This is a genomic window from Pseudoalteromonas sp. Bsw20308 (assembly GCF_000310105.2).
Taxonomy (GTDB): domain Bacteria; phylum Pseudomonadota; class Gammaproteobacteria; order Enterobacterales; family Alteromonadaceae; genus Pseudoalteromonas; species Pseudoalteromonas fuliginea.
In genome coordinates, this window is sequence record NZ_CP013139.1 from 157,294 (window position 1) to 176,674 (window position 19,381).

Sequence of the window (19,381 nt, forward strand, 5' to 3'; positions counted from 1 at the left end):
TTATTTTGCATTATTTACCTGCGCTAGTAACTCTATAACTTTTTGTTGACCAAATGTTTGTGCAAACTGCTCGGCTGTTTGACCGGCTTTGTTTTGATGCGCGTTATCGCAATCAAGTGATACGAGCGTTTTAGCGATACTAAATTCACCTCTAAAAATAGCGGCCATTAGCGCTGTGTTGCCACGGTTATCTTCTAAACAGGCATTAGCGCCTAAGTGTAAAAGCGTGTTAACCGTGTTTTTATTACCGTGATAAGTGGCAATCATTAACGCGGTGTAGCCTTTGTTGTTGTAGCTGTCGATAGGAATACCGGCATCTACAAATTGCTCTATTACAGCTGTGTCGTTTGTGCGTGCTGCGGCAAAGTAATAAGCAAATAAGCTTTGGTATTGAGTTTTTGCAGAATGTTGGTTTTCAACTTGCGTACTGGGTGTTTGTGTATCTGATGTATTTTGAGCGTAAACGCTACTGGTAAAGCTCAGTAGTAGAGCGACTATAATTAATAAATTACGCATAACAATTGTCTCTTATAAAAGAGGAAGGGGTTTATTCCTTCCTCATGGTTGTGGTTTAAATAGCTATTTAGTTGGGACTAATTGCTTTTAACTAGCTACTTACAAGTTAGCGGCTAGTTGTTTAACCATTTTAATATCGCCGTTTACAGCTTTAGTTAAGCGTGTACCGTACTCGCTATCAGCTTTGTAAAAGTGGCTAAGCATTTTGTGCTTAACACTGCTGTTTTGCACTTTGCCTAAATCGCCTGCTAGGTTATTAATTAGGTTTGTACGTTCTTGCTTGCTAAAACCACGGTATATAACACCTGCTTGCGCGAAGTTTTGCTGCTTTTTAATCGCGGCTTGTTGTACAAAGCCTTTTAGCTCTGTGTTACTTCTACGTGCAATTGGGTTTTCAGCTACGTTTTCTTGGCTTGGCTGGTAGTTTACATTGCTTGTAGTGTTACCAATATTCATTGCGCCGTCTTGGTTGTAGTTAACCACTTCAACTTTTGCACGGTTAATTGGCAATTGCTGGTGGTTAGCACCTAGGCGGTACATTTGTGTATCAGCGTAAGAAAACATACGACCTTGTAATAAACGGTCTTCTGATGGCTCAATACCTGGAATAATGTTTGCCGGTGCCATTGCTACTTGTTCCGTAGATTGGAAGAAGTTAGTTGGCATGCGGTTTAAGGTCATTGTTCCTACTTTAGTTTCTTTAATGTCTAACCACATTTTTGTTGCATCTAATGGGTTGTAATCAAAGTCATCAAGCTGCGACGGATCAAGCGTTTTAATGTATAGATCCCATTTAGGGAAGTTACCTTTACCAATTTCGCTGTATAGGTCGCGTGTTAAGTGTTGGAAGTCTTGGCTTTGCACTTTAGCTACTTCTTTTGAGTCAAGGTTATCAATACCTTGTTGGCTTACCCAATGAAACTTAACGTATTTAACATCACCCGATTTATTAATCATTTTGTATGCATGTACACCCCAACCGTCCATTTTACGAAGACTTGCTGGTGTACCGTAGTCGCTGTAAACCCACGTTAGCATTTGTGTAGAACCTGGTTCATGCGAGAAAAAATCAAAAAAACGATTAGGATCTTGAATGTTATCAACCGGAGATGGTTTTAAAGAGTGAACCATGTCTGGAAATTTGATTGCATCGCGAATAAAGAACACAGGTAAATTATTACCTACTAAATCCCAGTTACCTTGGTCTGTGTAAAACTTAGTTGCAAAGCCACGTGGATCGCGCAGTGTTTCTGGGCTGCCTTTTGAGTGAATTACTGAGGAAAAGCGAACAAATACGTCTGTTTCTTTACCTGCTTGTGCAAACGGTGCTGCAATTGTTAAATCATCTAGCTCTTTTGATGCTACAAACACACCGTGTGCGCCAGTACCACGAGCATGCACAACACGCTCTGGAATACGCTCACGTGCAAAGCGTTGCAGTTTTTGAATTAGTTGCACGTCTTCTAGTAATACACTGCCACGTTCGCCAGCAGTAATTGAATTTTGGTTGTCGCCAACAGCTGCGCCGTTATCCTTAGTAAGAGTTGTTGCTGCGCTTGCCGGTAATGCTATTGCAAGTGCCAGTGCAGTGAGTGTTAATTTTGTTTTGTTTATTTGAGTATTCATTGTCGACCTCATCTATTTAAAAGTGCCGGCAGTGGTGCAGGCTGTTAATCTGTTAACGATAGTATTAATTTTATTAACTTCGGTAAAACTGATTAATTAGATTGATGTGATTTGTAAAATAGATGAAATGAATTTGCAGATACACTTTTTACATTAATGTAATTTTTTTACTACGACCTTAGTCGCAATATGCTTTTATAAAATTTATTAAATACAAAGGTGTTTAGTTTTATCTGGCGGTATTTTCACCACGTTGGTGCGTTTTATACTTACAGTGTGTTGACATACTCGCGCAATAAAGGGAATATGCTCAACCAGTGGGCTTATGCTCATTGCTGAGTTGCACTAAAAAGTTGCACAATATTAATCGCGCTTAACTCGTTATACTTAAATTAGCTAAACCAAACAGTGTTAATAAGGTGACAAGATGAATACTAATATTGAGCTAGTGATATTTGATTGTGATGGCGTTGTTATTGATAGCGAAATTTTAAGCGCACACGTACTCATTAATATGCTTGTTGAAAAAGGCGTTGAGATTGACCGCGCTTATGTACAGCAACACTTTTTAGGCTGCAACTTTAAAACAGTAAGCCAAAAAATAGCGGATGAATTTAATGTCACTCTTCCTGAAAGCTTTGAAGGTGACTACCGCGAGGCACTGTTAAACGAATTTGAAACCGGACTAACCACGACTGACGGTATAAAAGACGTACTTAACAATTTAGCTGTGCCTATTTGTATAGCTACTAGCAGCAGCCCAGCACGCACCGCAAAAGCGTTGAGCGTAGTGAGCTTAAGCAAGTACTTTAGCGATACGGTTTTTACCAGCAGCGAAGTTAAGCGTGGTAAACCAGCACCTGATTTATTTTTACATGCAGCTAAAAAAATGGGTGTAAAGCCAGAGCATTGCTTAGTAATTGAAGACAGTAAAGCAGGTGTAAATGCAGGAATTGACGCTAACATGCAAGTACTGCATTACAGCGGTGGGCAACATATGCAAGGCTCTGTTAATCATGTGCACAGTGCTTACCCAAATGTTGATCATTTAACGCATTGGCAAGATTTTTTTAGTGCATACCCTGCACTTAAAAAGCAGTAAACACGCGGCTTTTTAAATAAACAAAGTTTTAAACGTGATTTGCTCGCCTTACACACTGACAGGCAAGCAAACGCAAAATATAAATGTAGATGGTTTTGCTTTACTAAAAATAAAACAAAACATGGCAAAACATCATGTGTTTATAAGCCAAATTATAAAAGGCAAAGTATTTAGGTACTATACCAATCTGCTTGAATATGGGGTTTATTTAACGATAAGAAAATTGCACTGTAACTAGGCAAAAATTTTTATATCTAGTTGTTCTAAATATAAAATTTTTAACGACGTTATGGGGTAATTTAACTCGTTAAATTATTCAAATAGTTATGCAGATTGGTATCAAATATTTTGCTGTTAACAATAGGAAATACCATGGCAACGAGTCCACACACACAAACATTTAAAGATGTAAACGAAGAGCAACTTCCTGTTGCTAATAATAAGCTTCACGGCTGGAAACATTTTGCAGGGCTATATGCTGGCGAACATGTTGCGGCTACTGAATTTGTTATTGGTGCAACGTTTGTTGCATTAGGCGCTTCAACCATCGACATTCTACTGGGTTTATTAATAGGTAACCTGTTAGCAATGTGTTCTTGGTGGCTGATTACTGCACCCATTGCAGTAGAAACCCGCTTAAGTTTATATAACTACTTAAACAAAATTGCTGGTAACTCAATGACCAAGCTCTATAACTGGGCTAACGTGGTTATTTTTAGTGTTATATCGGCCGCGATGATCACGGTATCCTCCACCGCCGTGCGGTTTTTGTTTGATATACCTGCACAACTTGATTGGTATCCAAATAGCTTTTGGTTTGTAGCCATTGTTTTAGCTGTTGGCTCTATTGTTGTGTTTGTTGCGATGTATGGCTTTTCTACGGTTGCTGACTTTTCAAAGCTGTGCGCGCCGTGGCTATTTGTTATATTTATTGCAGGTTCGTTCGCGTTATTCCCTGAGCTTTCAAATCACGTATTAGGTTCTACCTCTTTAACTAGCTTTAGCGACTTTATGACCATAGGCGACTCCTCCATATGGACGGGCACCAATGCCGATGGTGAAAAAGGCATTGGCCTATTAGAAGTGATTGGCTTTGCATGGGCTGCTAACTCAATTACTCACTTTGGTTTAATCGACATGGCTATTTTTAGATTTGCTAAACGCAAAAGCTATGGCTTGTTTTCTGGTGTGGGCATGTTTTTTGGTCATTACTTAGCGTGGATCTCTGCCGGTATTATGGGCGCAGGTGTTGCGGTATTACTTAAAACAACTATTTCATCACTTGATCCGGGCGATGTTGCATACCATGCATTAGGTTGGACTGGTTTTGTTATTGTAATTATTGCCGGTTGGACTACAGCTAACGCAAACCTTTACCGTGCAGGCCTTGCAGCACAATCTATATTTGTTAATCAATCACGTGAACGCACCACCGCTATTGTAGGTGTTGTAACCGTAATTATTGCGTGTTTCCCATTTGTATTTTCTCAAATGCTTCCGCTACTTACCTACGCAGGCTTATTAGTTGTACCAGTAGGCGGCATTGTGTTTGCTGAGCATGTATTATTTCCTAAAATTGGCCTAACACGTTACTGGGCTAAATATAAAAATATTACCCGCAGCGTACCGGCTATAGCATCTTGGGCGTTAGCGCTTGTGTTCGGCTTTGGCTTAAACGCAATTGATGTAATGTCGTTTTACTACTTGTTTATTCCTACATGGATTTTCACCATTGTTATTTATACGCTTTTAGCTAAAAAATACGGCGCTGGTGACGATTACACACAAGAGATTGAAGCAGAAGAGCAAGAGCAATGTGATATTAAAGAATATCAAGCTGCTGAGGCTAAAGACATTCCAAAGCCAATCATTGACAGCTCTGTATTTACAAAAGTACTTAACGCGGTTTCTACGGTTTCATTGGTTATTATTTTTATATTTGCCAGCCAAGTGATGTTTTTCAGTGAAACTATGAATATGTACAGCGCTAATAAATCGCAATTCGAAATAGCCTGTTTTATTTGTACTGTTATTTATTTTGTTACTGCGTACTGGTCGTTAAAACGCCATAAAGTACTCAATACAGTATCGTAATTTATATTTTATCTTTGTTTAGTAAGGTCGCACCATGACGCAACATCAACACACTGACGCTCTAGTTACAGGGCTAAACCAACAAAGCTTGGCTCAATTACCAAGCCATGTTGATACACCAACCTACGACCGTAGCGCAGTTAAAGCCGGTATTGTACATATTGGTGTGGGCGGTTTTCATCGTGCTCACCAAGCAGTGTATGTTAACGAGCTTTTAAAAACTCCGGGCTCTGAGCAATGGGGTATATGTGGTGTTGGCCTTTTAGAGGGTAACCGTGGTCTGCGTGATATTTTAAAGCAGCAAGATTACCTTTACACGCTTACGGTTAGACACCCAGACGGTACAATAGATAACAAAGTAATTGGCTCAATGATCGACTTTTTGTTTGCTCCAGAGGACAAACAAGCGGTAATTAATAAGCTAGCGCACAGCGATACTAAAATTGTGTCGCTTACTATTACCGAAGGCGGTTACAACTTTAACCCTGCAACGGGCGAGTTTGACACCAGTAATCCAGATATTATTAACGACATTAATAACCCAAACGACCCAATTACAGCGTTTGGCTACATTACTGCTGCGTTAAAATTGCGTAAAGAGCAAGGTCTAGGCGCGTTTACAGTGCAGTCGTGCGATAACATTCAGCACAACGGTAACGTAACACGCAAAATGCTTTTAGCCTTTGCTACAGAACAAGACAAAGACCTAAGTGAGTGGATTGAGCAAAACGTATCGTTTCCAAATGCGATGGTTGACCGTATTACTCCGGTATCTAAAAAGAGTGATATTGATTACGTGGTTGATGCATATGGTGTTAGCGACGAGTGGCCAATTACCTGTGAGTCCTTTACACAATGGGTAATAGAGGACACATTTAGTGACTCTCGTCCAAATTGGGATGTTGTTGGTGCTCAGTTTGTTACTGATGTAACGCCTTATGAAACTATGAAAATACGTTTACTTAATGCAGGGCATTCTGTACTTGGTTTATTAGGTTCAATCCATGGCTATAGCACTATTGACGAAACGGTATCTGATGAATTATTTGCCACATACCTGCGTGCTTTTATGGATAAAGAAGTAACCCCAAATCTTGAACCACTTGAAGGCATTGACCTTGAAAGCTACAAAGATACGTTAATAGAGCGCTTTGCTAATCCTAATATTAAAGACAGCCTAGCGCGTATCTGTAGTGAAAGCTCAGCTAAATTGCCTAAGTTTTTAATTGCCACAATTAACGAAAACCTAGTACAAGGTCGAGATGTATCACTGGCAACGCTTGTTATTGCTACTTGGTGTTTATACAGCGATAAAGGTTTAAGTGAAAACGGCGAGCAGCTTGAAATTCAAGATGCGATGCACAAAGAGCTTAATTCTTACGCGCAAGAGACTCAAACTAGCCCGATTGCATTTTTAAAGTTAACGAGCTTGTTTGGTAAGCTTGAGCATAACGAAACGTTTACTGCTGAATATAAAAAGTCGATTGCTGCGCTGTATGCACCTAATAGTAAAGTTAAAGCCATTATGAAAAACGTACTTGAGCAAAAGAGTAACTAATTATGAGCATTTTAATTAATCATAAATCAAGCGAAAACGTAAGTGTTAGCTGTTTTGGCGAAGTGCTGTGGGATTGTTTTGATTCAGGTAAACGCTTAGGTGGCGCGCCACTTAATATGTGTGTGCGTATTAACTCACTTGGCATTAAAGCCGACATGATCAGCGCTGTTGGTAACGACGAGTTAGGCGCTGAGTTACTAGGCGAAATTACTAGCAAGGGCGTAAGCTGCGAGTACATTGCTATTAACAGTGATAAAAAAACTAGCACGGTTGAGGTAACACTCGACAGTGGTGGCTCTGCAAGTTATGAAATAGTGGCAGATACTGCGTGGGATAATATAGCGCTTACCGATGAGTTACTTAGTAAAGTTAAAAGTAGCGATGTATTTGTATTTGGCAGCCTAATTGGGCGAAGCGAAGCGTCTTTAGCAACGTTAAATCAACTCGTTGATGTAGCAAATTTTAAAGTATTTGACGTAAATCTACGTGCGCCGCATTACAAGTTAGAAACACTTGTAGATTTAATGAATAAAGCAGACTTTATTAAGTTAAACGATGAAGAGCTATACGAAATAGCAAAAGCGATGGGTTGTAAGTTTCATTCGCTTGAACAAAATTTAGCGTTTATAGCACAGCAAACAAATACCGATTACTTATGTGTAACCAAAGGTAGCCACGGTGCTTTATTAACAATCAAAGGCGATAATTTTTATAATTCAGGTTATTTAATTAGCGTAATTGACACTGTTGGCGCAGGGGATTCGTTTTTAGGTTCGTTAATTTATCAGCTTTGTAGCAACGACGACGCGCAATATGCCGTTGACTTTGCATGTGCCGTTGGAGCAATGGTCGCCGAAAGTTCTGGCGCAACACCTACTTTAACGCATCAACAAATTAGTGAGTTTATGAACCCACTTTAAAAAACATTGTGTGTGAAAGCGGTTATAACGTAAAAGTTTAACCGCTTTTTTTGTGCCCAAAATAAGACGCGTGTAATAAATATTCAATGTGGAACGTTAAGTGTGCAGGTTGCGTAAATAGTGGCTTATATCGATTATTGTATTAGCTAAACGTCTTATTGTTTGAGGGTTGAAGCTTTGTTATTGTTCGTCGATTATTCACGGATTGAAAAGGCGGGGCGACACACAATGCGCTCTATAATACAAATACAAAAAGAGAAACGTGCTTTATGATCATCTTTTTTATCTGCCTCACTATTTTAATACTGGGCTATAAGTTTTACAGCCCATTTGTTGAAAAACAAGCCGGTTTGGATTCAACTGCTGACACACCACAAAAACGCTTTAGCGAAGGTGTTGATTACGTCGCTATTCACCCTGTAAGAGCATTTTTAATTCAGTTTTTAAACATTGCTGGCGTAGGTCCAATATTTGGCCCAATTTTAGGTGCTTTATACGGACCAGTTGCACTAGTATGGATTGTACTTGGTAATGTTTTAGGTGGCGCTGTACACGACTTCTTCTCAGGTGTAATGAGTATAAAAGAAGACGGTAAAAGCCTACCAGAAATCGCAGGCCATTATTACAACGTCGTATTTAAAGGCTTTATGCTTGTATTTACTGCCATGCTACTGTTTTTTGTAGGTGTAGTATTTATTATGAGCCCTGCAGGTTTGCTAAGTAACCTTGATTTTTTTGAAGGTACAATACTGGCAAATAATACCTTTTGGGTACTCGCTATTTTAGCGTATTACTTTTTAGCTACCTTGCTACCAATTGATAAAATCATTACTAAGTTTTACCCAATTTTTGGTGCGCTAATGATTGTAATGACAGTGGCAATTGCTATTTCATTACTTATTAATGCGCCGCACTTACCTGTACCAAGTGACTTTTTAGCTTACTTTGAAGCTGATCACGCACATGACTTTTTAGAGCCAAACCCAGATGGATTACCAACATGGCCATTGTTATTTATAACAATTACTTGTGGTGCTATTAGTGGTTTTCACTCTACTCAAGCGCCTATTATTGCGCGCTGTTTAACTAACGAAAAATACGTACGTCCAGTTTATTATGGCGCTATGATGTGTGAAGGTATTGTAGGTTGTGTATGGGCACTTGCTGGTATTGCAGCGTTCCCAGAGGGTTACGCAGGCTTAAAAGCATTGCTTGATCAAGGTGGTCCAGGCTTAGTAGTAAACCATGTAGCTAACAGTTACTTAGGTGTATTTGGCGGTATAATGGCAATTATTGCAGTAGCCGTATTCCCAATTACTTCTGGTGATACAGCGTTCCGCTCATTACGTTTAACTGTTGTTGATGCGTTTAATATTCCGCAAAGCATACGTAACAGATTACTAGTGGCCGTTCCTATACTGACAATTGCGTACTTTATGACGAAGCTCGATTTCTCATTAATTTGGCGCTACTTTGCATTTTCAAACATGCTGCTTTCTACAAGCGTATTATGGCTTGCCACTAAGTACTTGTTTGATCGTGGCACATTCCATTGGATTGCCAGTGTTCCTGCTGTTATAGCAACAGCGGTAACTGTTTCTTATATTGGTACTGCCGCAATTGGTCTTAACTTATCAAGTGATTTAGGTAAACCTATTGGCGCAGCAGTCGCTGTGATAGGTTTAATTGTTTTAGCAATTGTGCACTCTAAGCATAAAGTTAAACCAACAGCGGTTTAATAATCACATAAGTTATTTAAAGCATTAAAAAAGCGAGCTATTGATTATCAATAGCTCGCTTTTTTTGTGTACTAAATTTAGGTATTACTGAGTTGCAAGTTCAAAGTAACTATTATCGTCGAGCGTTTTGCTTATCATCATAGCGCCCTCAAGCAAGCTCACTGTTTGAATAGCCGCTTTAGTAGGGTTGAGTTCACCATTAGCTAAGTGCGCAGCGCTAAGCCATGTTAGGTTTTGATTAAAAAAGCGTTTTACTTCAAGGCGTACTTTATCTGGAAGGCTATCGCTTTCGGCTCCTAGCAACCCGCATAAACACATTTTTTTATCGGTTACTAATGCACTTCTAAAAAGCTGTATGTACACATCAATAGGATTTTTACCGCTTGCTTTAAGCTCGCTTGGCTCGCCTAACGCAGCTAAAAAAGAATCAGTATATTGATGAGCAAGCTCTGCACCTAAATCGGCCTTAGTTGGAAAGTGATAGTGCACACTGGCGCTTTTAATGCCGACTTCGCTGGCGAGCTCTCTAAAACTAAAATTACTGTACCCGCCAAGGCGCACCTTGTTTTCAGCTGCTTTTAATAAAGCTTCTTTTTTACTCATTTTTAATATTTCCTATCCGTAGCAATACCAATTTTATTAAAACATGATCATTCTATCGCATTAAATAACTTACTAACTGCGTTAAAAATTATTCATTTAGAACAACTGCATGCCATAATTTTCGTCTTTTTCATTGCGCTATATTCTTAGCGCAATAATAGATCACTTATTTAATGCAATTGGTACAGTAAAATTATCGACCAGTAGGTAGTTATTTACAAGTGTTTTTACTTTTAAGCAACCCCCAAATTTTATTATGAATTAAGTTAAATCCCATAAATCAGAAAAATTTAAACGTTGACTTAAATTTAGTTTAATATTATAAATTACCTATCGGTAGGTAGTTTGCGCCGTTGATTCACTTCTAAACAATAAAGGTAGAGATTGCTATGAAAATTTATGATGTAGAAAACTTTCCAAATCCACTTCGTGTTCGTATCGCTTTAGCTGAAAAAAATGCCACTTCAAATGTTGAGTTTGTAGCTGTTGATTTATTAAATGGTGAACACAGAACAAAAGCCTTTTTAGCTAAAAACCCATTAGCAGGTGTACCCGTATTAGAGCTAGATGACGGCACGTTTATATCAGAAAGTACCGCTATTACTGAGTATATTGATACCGCATTTGAAGGCCCATCTTTAATGGGTGAAACCGCAAAAGAGCGTGCTGTAATTAACATGATGCAAAAGCGTGCAGAATCTATGGTGCTTGACGCTGTGGCAACTTACTTTCATCATGCAACTGATGGCTTAGGTCCTGAGCTTGAAACATATCAAAATGTGGCTTGGGGTGAAAAACAAGGCGAAAAAGCGCGCCAAGGGTTTAGCTATTTTAATGATGTACTAGCGCAATCGGCGTTTGTTGCTGGTGAACAATTTAGTATTGCTGATATTACTTTGTATGCTGGGCTGGTATTTGCTGGATTTGCACAAATAGCAATCCCGAATGAGTTAACCCATTTAGTTGCATGGCAAGAAAAAGTAGCAAAACGCCCAAGTGTTGCAGCTTAATTAGGTTATTAGTTTAAAATTTAAGTGAAGTTACGCTTAGGAGCCAAATATGAAAATAGCTGCCGATTTTAGTAAACGAGTTGTGGTACATAGCGAATCGCTCCCGTGGGTTGCATCGCCAATAGCGGGCGTTGATAGGCGAGTGCTCGATAGAGTGGGCGACGAAGTTGCTCGCGCAACGACTATTGTTCGTTATGCACCTGGCAGTGAGTTTTCGCCGCATGTACATACAGGCGGTGAAGAGTTTGTTGTGCTTGAAGGGGTATTTCAAGATGAGCATGGTGACTTTGCGGCAGGTTCTTATATCCGTAATCCACCGCAATCAAAGCACAAACCGGGGTCTGAAAATGGCTGCGTTATATTTGTAAAGTTATGGCAGTTTCAGCCAGATGACCGAACGCACGTGCGTTTGCAAACAAACTTGATGCAAAGTACGGTGCATCCTAGTTTTAAAAATATTGCCGTAACCCCTTTATATAAAGACGACTTTGAAGAGGTAAGCTTGCTGCACTTTAAGCCCAACGCCTGCATGGTTATAAACGCAAAAGGCGGAGCTGAGCTGCTAGTACTTGAAGGCTCATTTGATGAGCAAGCCGATACTTTTGTAAAAAACAGTTGGTTAAGAGTGCCTATCAATAGCTCCGTTAACGTTAAAGCGGGAAGTAATGGTGCAAAAGTATGGCTTAAAACGGGTCATTTAACTGATGTAGAAAACCAGATATCTCGCGTACAAAATGCGTAATTGAGTCGTTTATTTGAGACTATTTATTGATCTAGTTCAGGACTAATTAATTTTAGAAGGTGTACTTTTACCACTCAGCCTATTTAAGGAGAGCAGTAATGGTACACACAACACATGGTTTATCTATTGGTCTTGAACGTGCAGGAAGAGAGTTTTTTTTAAAACTCAAAGCCGTTGGTACGCTTACTCACGACGATTACAAGATAATTACCCCAATGATAAACTCAGCTCTTGGCGAAGTTAAGCACCCAGTCGTGAACGCCTTAATAGATGGTAGCGAACTTGAAGGTTGGGAATTACGCGCAGCGTGGGATGACTTAAAATTAGGTGTTAAGCACTCTAAAGAATTTAAAAAAGTAGCTATTTACGGTAATAAAGAGTGGCAAGCTCGAATGGCAAAAATAGGTAACTGGTTTATATCGGGTGAGGTTCAATACTTTGAAAATGCTACCGCAGCAATAGATTGGTTAGACGAATAATAAATCCCTTCTTTCAAAAAATAGCGCTTACAAAGCGCTATTTCAACTCTTAAATAAAGAACTTATAGCGAACGTTTAATAGTTTTCGCTTATTGTTAAGTATCAATTTTATCAAAATACGTTACTAAGCTATCAATAAATGAACGAAGTGCAAGTGACTGATGTTTCCTGGAGCGGTAAATACCGTATATGCTCAAAGTTTGTGGTTTAAGGTGTGGTAGTAAATGTATTAACTTTCCATTATTTATATATTTCTGCGCAGCAAACTTAGGTTGTAGAGTTATTCCTTGATTATTAAGAGCAGCTTTTAACAGTAAGCTCGAATCATTAGCACTGAAGTTACCAGCAATCGCTACAGATACGGGTTTTTCAGGGTGTGAAAAATGCCACATACTTTTTTCAAACCGTGAATAGTTTAAACAGTTATGGCGACTCAAATCATCCGTAGTTATAGGCTTAGAGTTTTTTTCTAAATATTCTGGGCTTGCACATAATACTGAATGGCATTTTCCAAGTGGGCGAGCAATTATATTAGGATCTAAGTCATTGGTAATTCTAATTGCTAAATCTATTCGCTCTTCTACCAAATTTGTAACGTGATTACTAATTTGTACATCAATACTGACTTCGGGATGAGCGTGTAAGAATTGTTGCAACATATCTGGTAGTACATCATGTGCTAAAAAAGGCGAGCACGACAACCTAATTTGCCCGTTTAATTTGTTATTACTTTCTATCGGCGCACTAATATTTTGGGCGATGGCAATGAGCTCTCGGCTATGATTAAGTACTTTTTCACCCTCTGCCGTGAGTGTTATTTTTCTTGTTGACCTATGGAGTAGTTGGGTATTTGCCCACTTTTCCATTTGATTCAAATACCGTGTAATCATAGATCTAGACATATCTAAAGCACGGGCAGCACCGGCTAGACTTTTCTGCTCTACAATTTTTATAAATACATCAGCTGCAATAATTCTATCCATTCACTTTGCCTATATGTTCGATTTATGCAACAGATAGTTGCATTCTGCCTAGTTTTTAATTCTTAAATTGCAACATACAATAGCCTCATCTTAACGAAATAACAAACAGGCTACTGAGAATGAAAAAAGTTAAACACGTATTAGCAGCAACAGCTTTATTAGCAAGCACATTAATGCAACCGGTATTAGCGCAAAGTGAATTAGTTGTGGATGTATATAACCCACAAGACAAAAGTATTTTTGCTGTCTCATCAAGCATTATAAGTGGTAATAACGAAGTGTTATTAGTGGATGCCCAATTTCAGCGTAATGATGCACAAGCATTGGTTGAAAAAATAAAAGCGAGCGGTAAAACATTAACAGCTGTTTATATTAGTCACAGCGACCCTGATTTTTACTTTGGTTTAGATGTAATTAAAGCTGCTTTTCCAAAAGCAAAGTTATTAGCGACTAAATCAACAGTAGAGAATATTAAACGCTCAATGCAAGGAAAGTTAAATTATTGGGGGCCTATTTTAAAGAGCAACGCACCTAAAGAACTTATTTTGCCAGAAGTAATACTATCAAATACCCTAACTATAGATGGGAAAGAAATTATTATTAAAAATTTACAGCATGATCCAAAGCATACTTACCTTTGGATCCCTTCTATAAAAACAGTGCTGGGTGGGGTTGTAGTATTTGATCAAATGCATGTGTGGTTGGCTGATTCGAGCACTGCCGCAGAGCGTCAAACTTGGCAGTCAACATTAGATAACATTGAGAATTTAAAACCACAGACTGTTATTCCAGGTCACTTTTTACAGGGCAGTAAACAAGACCTTTCTGGTGTGTCATTCATGAAAGGGTACTTAAATAAAGCGGATAGCGCTGCAAAAAATGCAAAAAACTCAACTGAATTTGTAGAGATCATGACTCAAGCTTACCCTGATTTAGGTGCAAGAAGCATTTTAGAGTTGGGCTCAAAAGTGGTTATGGGTGAGATGCAATGGCACTAAGTGCCCTTGCGTTAAGCGATTTTTAGATAGGAAATATTTAATGAAAAACGCAACGTTACATATAATTGTTGACCCTTTATGTGGTTGGACTTACGGCAGCGTGCCCTTGATCACCGCTGCTGAAAATATTGATGGTTTAATTGTAAAAGTACACAGTGGAGGCATGCTAACAGGTGATAATGTCAAACCTGTGACTCCTGCATGGCGTGAATTTGCACTTAAAAACGACAGTGTCATAGCGAAGAAAACCGGTCAGGTATTTGGTAGTAACTATACTGATGGGCTTTTAAAAACCAACGATATTATACTCAACTCGGCTCCGGCTATTACCGCTATATTGGCAGCGCAAGAGCTTGGTATATCAGGTGGGAAAATGCTTAATAGTATTCAACATGCTTATTATGCTCAGGGTAAAAACATTATGCAGCTGCATGTACTGACTGATATTGCATTGGAGCTGGGTTTAAACAAGGCCTTATTTGAAACCCACTTTAATGCGCTAGAAGGCGATGCAACAGATCAACATATAGCACAAAGCCGCGGCTTATTACACGATATTCATGGGCAAGGTTTTCCTAGTACAGCATTTGAATTTGACACAGGTAAGTGGCAAAAAGCTGATATAGCCCATTATTATGGAAAAACTGAGCAGTGGGTTACCTACTTACAGCAATCAGTTGCGCTAGTATAGTGTGATGAAACTTCTAAATAATAAAGCTGTTTATATTACAGCTTTATTGAGCTTCCTTTTTATAGTGCAAGGGTGTGTGAAAATGAGCAACATAGACATAATTAAAAGTACGTATGAAGGCACAACATCACAAGAGAATGGGCAAAATTTAGTTGCTCATGCAAGTGATACTATTACTTGGAAAGAGGCTGATGGTTTTGCCTATGCTGGTACTTACCATGGTATGAATGATATTACTGAACATGTTTTTCAAAAGCTTGCAAGCGAGTGGTATAACTATACGTTTACGCCACAAAACTACTTATCCCAAGATGATACTGTTGTAGTGTATGGCACGTATTCTGGTACTTATATTAAAACGGGTAAAAAAATGCAAGCTAGGGTCGCGCATATTTGGCAGCTTAAAAATCAAAAAATAACGCACTTTGAACAAATAGTGGATAGTAAAATGGTGTTTGATGCTATGCAGTAACTACGCGTTACTGCATATTTGAACTTAAAAAACATTAGGTCTATTAAATTACATCAGCCAACACCGGTAATGCCGGAAATGCCCCTTTAGCTAAACACGCTTTAGAGCCACATTTTAGGCCAAAGTTGAGTGCGCGTTTTACTATTTTCTCATCATTTATTTTAGCAGTAAGTAATACATCTTCATTGTTATGGTTTAGATAATATAAAACACCAGCAATAAAAGCATCGCCTGCGCTTGTTGTATCAACAGCTGTAATAATTGGTGCCGATTCACTTAGCGTGAACTCATTATGATAAACTGTCGCAGGCTCAGGACCATCTGTTAAAAATACTACGCTAACACCAACATCTAAAAGTGATTGTAAATAATCCTCGGGTAGCTGCTTTGTTTGTTCTGCTAAAAAGTTTAGTTCATCACGAGAGAGTTTAACTATGTCGCAATACTCATAGCAAGCACGTACATTTGCTTCAATATCATCTATGCTTTGCCATAAGCTGTAGCGTAAATTTACATCAAAGCTTACTAATTTATTGTTACTTTTAGCAAGCTGCAAAGCGCTAAATGTAGTTTGCGCAATTGCGTTATTGGTAAGCGTGTTTGAACAAAAGTGTAGGGTACTTAGTTTTTCCCATTGAATTTGCGCCAAGTGATCACTCGTTAAAAGCAAATCGGCCGTATTTTGGCGATAAAAATTAAAACTGCGCTCGCCTGTATCATCAAGGCTAACTATTACCATTGCAGTTTGCGAGCCCATAACTGTAAATAAGTAGTCAGTGCTTACATTGTATTGTGTAAGTGCTTTAGCAAGTTGCTTGGCAAAGTAGTCATCGCCCATACCACCACAAAAAGCAGCTTTACCACCTAACTTTGCATAGCCTACGGCTACATTAGCAGGTGCGCCGCCTGCAATAGGTAAATAAGCACTGTTTTGAGAGTCTTGCGGCAGCATATCAATAAGTAGTTCGCCGAGGCTAAGTAGTTGGGTCATATTGTAAATCCTAAAAAACCTAGCAAGGCTAGGTTAAAGTCAGTGGGAGAATTACTAAATAACCTGAACTCTGGATAATAAATCTATCTCGAGCAGCTATTTTCAGCGCTAACTGCGTTGAATTTATTTGTAATAGGCTAGCTATTGACGCGTAAATTCGCCTTGTTTTCACAGAAAATATCTGGCTAGAGAAAATAAATTTAAATATCACCATGATTCAATACGTTAGTAAATATCTTAACCAGAGTTCAGGTTTAATAAGTTTAGTTAGTTATAAAGCGCTGAAACAAAAAATCGTTTCAGCGCTTACACACTAGAACTCTATTAGTTAAACGCGTATTTAAGCGTTAAAGATGTTGTACGGCCATTAATAGCACGAGCACGGATAATATTGTTTTCAGGTACTGAACCTTCCTCTGCTTCTGTAATACCTACTGTATCGAAGAGGTTATTTACATTAAGGGCAATGTTAAGGTTTTCAGATAAGTCATAACTTACAAAGCCATTTACTTGTGTGTAACCGTCAAGTTTAAGGTCGTTATTATCTTGTGCATATGCATCGGTAGTACCAATAAAGCTAAGGCCAGCAGAGCCTTGCTCATAGTTATAACGTGCCATTAATGAATAAATTAAATCAGCTTGACGACGCGGTGTATTACCTACTACCTCAGGAGCAAGTGCGTCTTTGGCTATTTCTGCGTCGGTCCAGGTTAAATTACCACGGAAATCCCATGCATCAATAAAGTAAGTAGATTCTATTTCGATCCCTTTTGCTTCGTATTCACGGTCAAAAAATGTTTGTGATGTTGCTTCAAAGTTTTGCTCTTCAGTTTCGGCAAAAAACGCAGTAGCAAACACTGATAATGAATCAAAGCGCTTTTTAACACCAAACTCAAATTGGTTCACTTCATCAACTGCGTCTTCTTTTGCAACAGAGCCGTCAGCGCGTACTTTACCAAATAAAAGTCGGTCGGCGTTTGCTCGCCCGCCCTTACTTATACGTGCAAACGTGGCAAGGCTTGGGTCAATTTGGTAATTAGCACCAATTGAATAAGACGAATAGTTCCAGTCATAGTTTACTGGACTTGCGTTTGCAGTATCAATTCCAGCAACATTTTGTTCCGGCACAGAGATCACACCGTCGCGGTTCATATCTACTGTTGAAGTCACTGCACCTGCGTATGTTCCGCGAGCTTCACCGCTATCGTAGCGAGCACTTGCATCAATACTGACATCACCTAGCTTAGTCGAAAATGCTACGTAAGGGGCGCGAGTATCGTATTCTGTATCGTAATCACGTTGACAACAGTTACCAAATGCACTGTAGGCGTATAAACCGTTTTCAGATAACTCAGTGCCATCGGCACCTGTTACATTTAATAATGGAGCATTGTCACCCTTGAGCTCCATTACGTAAGAGTTCCATAACCACGACATAGCAATGTTTTGCGTAGATGCATAGTAACCAAATGTAAGGCTGGTATCATCGTCGAACGATTTAGTTAATTTAAAGTCATTAACTATAGAGCCGAAGTCATTCATTGTGACATCAAATGTCACCATCTTCATTGCTAAACCATCGTTAAACGCTTCACCGGTGTTCGCGTTACTCAAGGTTGCACCTGCGCCACCAATGCTTTCAGCTATTGATGTTGCACTATCGACTTGTTCTGTGAAAGGTGAATTAAAGTTACCGCTAATTGATGACTTACGGAAACGGTTTTCAATACGCCAATCGTTATCTAGATCAAATACAGCTTCAAAACCAACAGAGTCAACCTTTGGATTCATACCATCACGGATATCGCCGCTGCTAATTTGGTTTTCACCATTTAAGCGTACTGTTTTAGTAAATAACGCTGAGTGAGGGGTGTCTGACTGCGCATCAAAGCCAGCAATAGAGTCACCATTTGAGTACATTGGCATAGGAAGGTAGCCAACACTCTTATCGTCTAAGTGTTTGTAATAAAGGCGAACGTAGCCATTTTCAAAATCTTTTGTAAGGTTAGCTTTAATTTGGCCACCTTTATTAGACGTGTAACCTGTTTCGCGCGGGCCTTCGCCTTGTCGAACAAAACCACCAACATGAAAACGCACGCTATCGGTTAAGTAAGTGCCGTATTCAAAGTCTGTACGAACGCTGTCGTAATCTAAGCCTAGTGTTGTAGACACACTGCCAGATTCGTTTTCGCCATTTTTAGAGATAAAGTTAATAATGCCACCAGGTGCATTACTTGCTGCAGTAGATGCTGAGCCACCACGAATCGATTCAATTGTTTGCACCGTATTATCTAATCGCATAAAAATATCAGAATTACCAAAAGCGATGTCACCGTATTGCATTACAGGTAACCCATCTTCTTGTAATTGTAGAAATTTAGCACCGCCTGATGCTACAGGTAAACCACGAACAGCAATATTTGCATTACCTTCACCACCGGTAGATTCTGCACGAATACCCGGAATAATTCTAAACGCTTCTGCTGTTGAGCGAGGGGTAGACACTTGAACTTGTTCAAGTGATACGCTACTAACTGATACACTAGAAGCCATGATTGTTGTTCGACGTGGTACGCCGGTTACAACAATTGTTTCAAGACCTTTGTTTTGTGACGCTTCTGGTTTTGCTTGATCTGTTTCTTGTGCGTGAACGCCTTGGCTTACGGCAAGTGCTAAAGCACTGATTAAATATAAAGGTGTATTGTGTGTTGTCATGTGAACGCCTCGTTGTGTTGAGCCCGATGGGTTTGTTATTTTTACTTAATCGATTAAGTAAAAATAACAAATATTTTACAATAAGCAAATTATTTTATTATTAATTTGTTATTTATTTACCCATCTGTTGTTTTTTATAGTG

17 protein-coding genes are annotated in these 19,381 nt (G+C 39.1%); 11 read left to right on the forward strand and 6 right to left on the reverse strand.

Annotation, left to right across the window (positions count from 1 at the left end):
* Together D172_RS17975 and D172_RS17980 are read right to left on the reverse strand one after the other, a co-directional pair.
* The gene (locus D172_RS17975) at window positions 1–516 is read right to left on the reverse strand and encodes an ankyrin repeat domain-containing protein (protein ID WP_007378540.1); all 516 of its coding nucleotides are present in this window, start codon (window positions 514–516) and stop codon (window positions 1–3) included.
* A gap of 99 nt (window positions 517–615) precedes the next feature.
* The gene (locus tag D172_RS17980; protein ID WP_007378539.1) at window positions 616–2,142 is read right to left on the reverse strand and encodes a catalase; all 1,527 of its coding nucleotides are present in this window, start codon (window positions 2,140–2,142) and stop codon (window positions 616–618) included.
* A gap of 427 nt (window positions 2,143–2,569) precedes the next feature.
* Here D172_RS17980 and D172_RS17985 point away from each other — a divergent pair, with 427 nt between their 5' ends.
* The 5 genes from D172_RS17985 (at window position 2,570) to D172_RS18010 (ending at window position 9,555) form a co-directional block, all read left to right on the forward strand.
* Entirely contained in the window at window positions 2,570–3,244 is a 675-nt protein-coding gene (locus D172_RS17985) for an HAD family hydrolase (RefSeq protein ID WP_007378538.1), read from the forward strand.
* 372 nt (window positions 3,245–3,616) lie between these two features.
* Window positions 3,617–5,338: a purine-cytosine permease family protein gene (locus D172_RS17995; protein WP_007378536.1), complete on the forward strand. Its 1,722-nt coding sequence runs from the start codon at window positions 3,617–3,619 to the stop codon at window positions 5,336–5,338.
* 34 nt (window positions 5,339–5,372) lie between these two features.
* Window positions 5,373–6,896, forward strand: coding sequence for a mannitol dehydrogenase family protein (locus tag D172_RS18000; RefSeq protein ID WP_007378535.1), 1,524 nt, complete (start codon window positions 5,373–5,375; stop codon window positions 6,894–6,896).
* A 2-nt stretch (window positions 6,897–6,898) separates the two neighbouring features.
* The gene (locus D172_RS18005; RefSeq protein ID WP_007378534.1) at window positions 6,899–7,816 is read left to right on the forward strand and encodes a carbohydrate kinase family protein; all 918 of its coding nucleotides are present in this window, start codon (window positions 6,899–6,901) and stop codon (window positions 7,814–7,816) included.
* Between the two features lie 269 nt (window positions 7,817–8,085).
* The gene (locus D172_RS18010) at window positions 8,086–9,555 is read left to right on the forward strand and encodes a carbon starvation protein A (RefSeq protein WP_007378533.1); all 1,470 of its coding nucleotides are present in this window, start codon (window positions 8,086–8,088) and stop codon (window positions 9,553–9,555) included.
* Between the two features lie 84 nt (window positions 9,556–9,639).
* On the opposite strand, the gene D172_RS18015 is transcribed toward D172_RS18010, so the two are convergent.
* Window positions 9,640–10,158, reverse strand: a complete 519-nt coding sequence (locus D172_RS18015) for a TetR/AcrR family transcriptional regulator (protein ID WP_007378853.1) — start codon at window positions 10,156–10,158, stop codon at window positions 9,640–9,642.
* Between the two features lie 389 nt (window positions 10,159–10,547).
* On the opposite strand from D172_RS18015, the gene D172_RS18020 reads away from it, so the two are divergent.
* The 3 genes from D172_RS18020 (at window position 10,548) to D172_RS18030 (ending at window position 12,389) form a co-directional block, all read left to right on the forward strand.
* Entirely contained in the window at window positions 10,548–11,168 is a 621-nt protein-coding gene (locus tag D172_RS18020) for a glutathione S-transferase family protein (protein WP_007378854.1), read from the forward strand.
* A 49-nt stretch (window positions 11,169–11,217) separates the two neighbouring features.
* The gene (locus D172_RS18025; protein ID WP_007378855.1) at window positions 11,218–11,910 is read left to right on the forward strand and encodes a cupin domain-containing protein; all 693 of its coding nucleotides are present in this window, start codon (window positions 11,218–11,220) and stop codon (window positions 11,908–11,910) included.
* Between the two features lie 98 nt (window positions 11,911–12,008).
* Complete coding sequence (locus tag D172_RS18030) at window positions 12,009–12,389, forward strand: STAS/SEC14 domain-containing protein (RefSeq protein ID WP_002960091.1); 381 nt, start codon at window positions 12,009–12,011, stop codon at window positions 12,387–12,389.
* A 95-nt stretch (window positions 12,390–12,484) separates the two neighbouring features.
* On the opposite strand, the gene D172_RS18035 is transcribed toward D172_RS18030, so the two are convergent.
* On the reverse strand, window positions 12,485–13,372 hold the full coding sequence (locus D172_RS18035) for a LysR family transcriptional regulator (protein WP_007378856.1): 888 nt from the start codon (window positions 13,370–13,372) through the stop codon (window positions 12,485–12,487).
* A gap of 119 nt (window positions 13,373–13,491) precedes the next feature.
* On the opposite strand from D172_RS18035, the gene D172_RS18040 reads away from it, so the two are divergent.
* The 3 genes from D172_RS18040 (at window position 13,492) to D172_RS18050 (ending at window position 15,533) form a co-directional block, all read left to right on the forward strand.
* Window positions 13,492–14,370, forward strand: coding sequence for an MBL fold metallo-hydrolase (locus D172_RS18040; protein ID WP_007378857.1), 879 nt, complete (start codon window positions 13,492–13,494; stop codon window positions 14,368–14,370).
* Window positions 14,371–14,410: 40 nt separating this feature from the next.
* A complete protein-coding gene (locus D172_RS18045) occupies window positions 14,411–15,061 on the forward strand; it encodes a DsbA family protein (RefSeq protein ID WP_007378858.1) in 651 nt (216 codons plus the stop codon).
* Window positions 15,062–15,143: 82 nt separating this feature from the next.
* A complete protein-coding gene (locus tag D172_RS18050) occupies window positions 15,144–15,533 on the forward strand; it encodes a nuclear transport factor 2 family protein (protein ID WP_007378859.1) in 390 nt (129 codons plus the stop codon).
* A gap of 43 nt (window positions 15,534–15,576) precedes the next feature.
* Here the strand turns inward: D172_RS18050 and D172_RS18055 are convergent, their stop codons facing one another.
* Both D172_RS18055 and D172_RS18060 read right to left on the reverse strand, forming a co-directional pair.
* Complete coding sequence (locus D172_RS18055; RefSeq protein ID WP_007378860.1) at window positions 15,577–16,524, reverse strand: carbohydrate kinase family protein; 948 nt, start codon at window positions 16,522–16,524, stop codon at window positions 15,577–15,579.
* Window positions 16,525–16,848: 324 nt separating this feature from the next.
* Window positions 16,849–19,239: a TonB-dependent siderophore receptor gene (locus D172_RS18060; protein WP_007378861.1), complete on the reverse strand. Its 2,391-nt coding sequence runs from the start codon at window positions 19,237–19,239 to the stop codon at window positions 16,849–16,851.
* Between the last annotated feature and the right edge of the window lie 142 nt (window positions 19,240–19,381).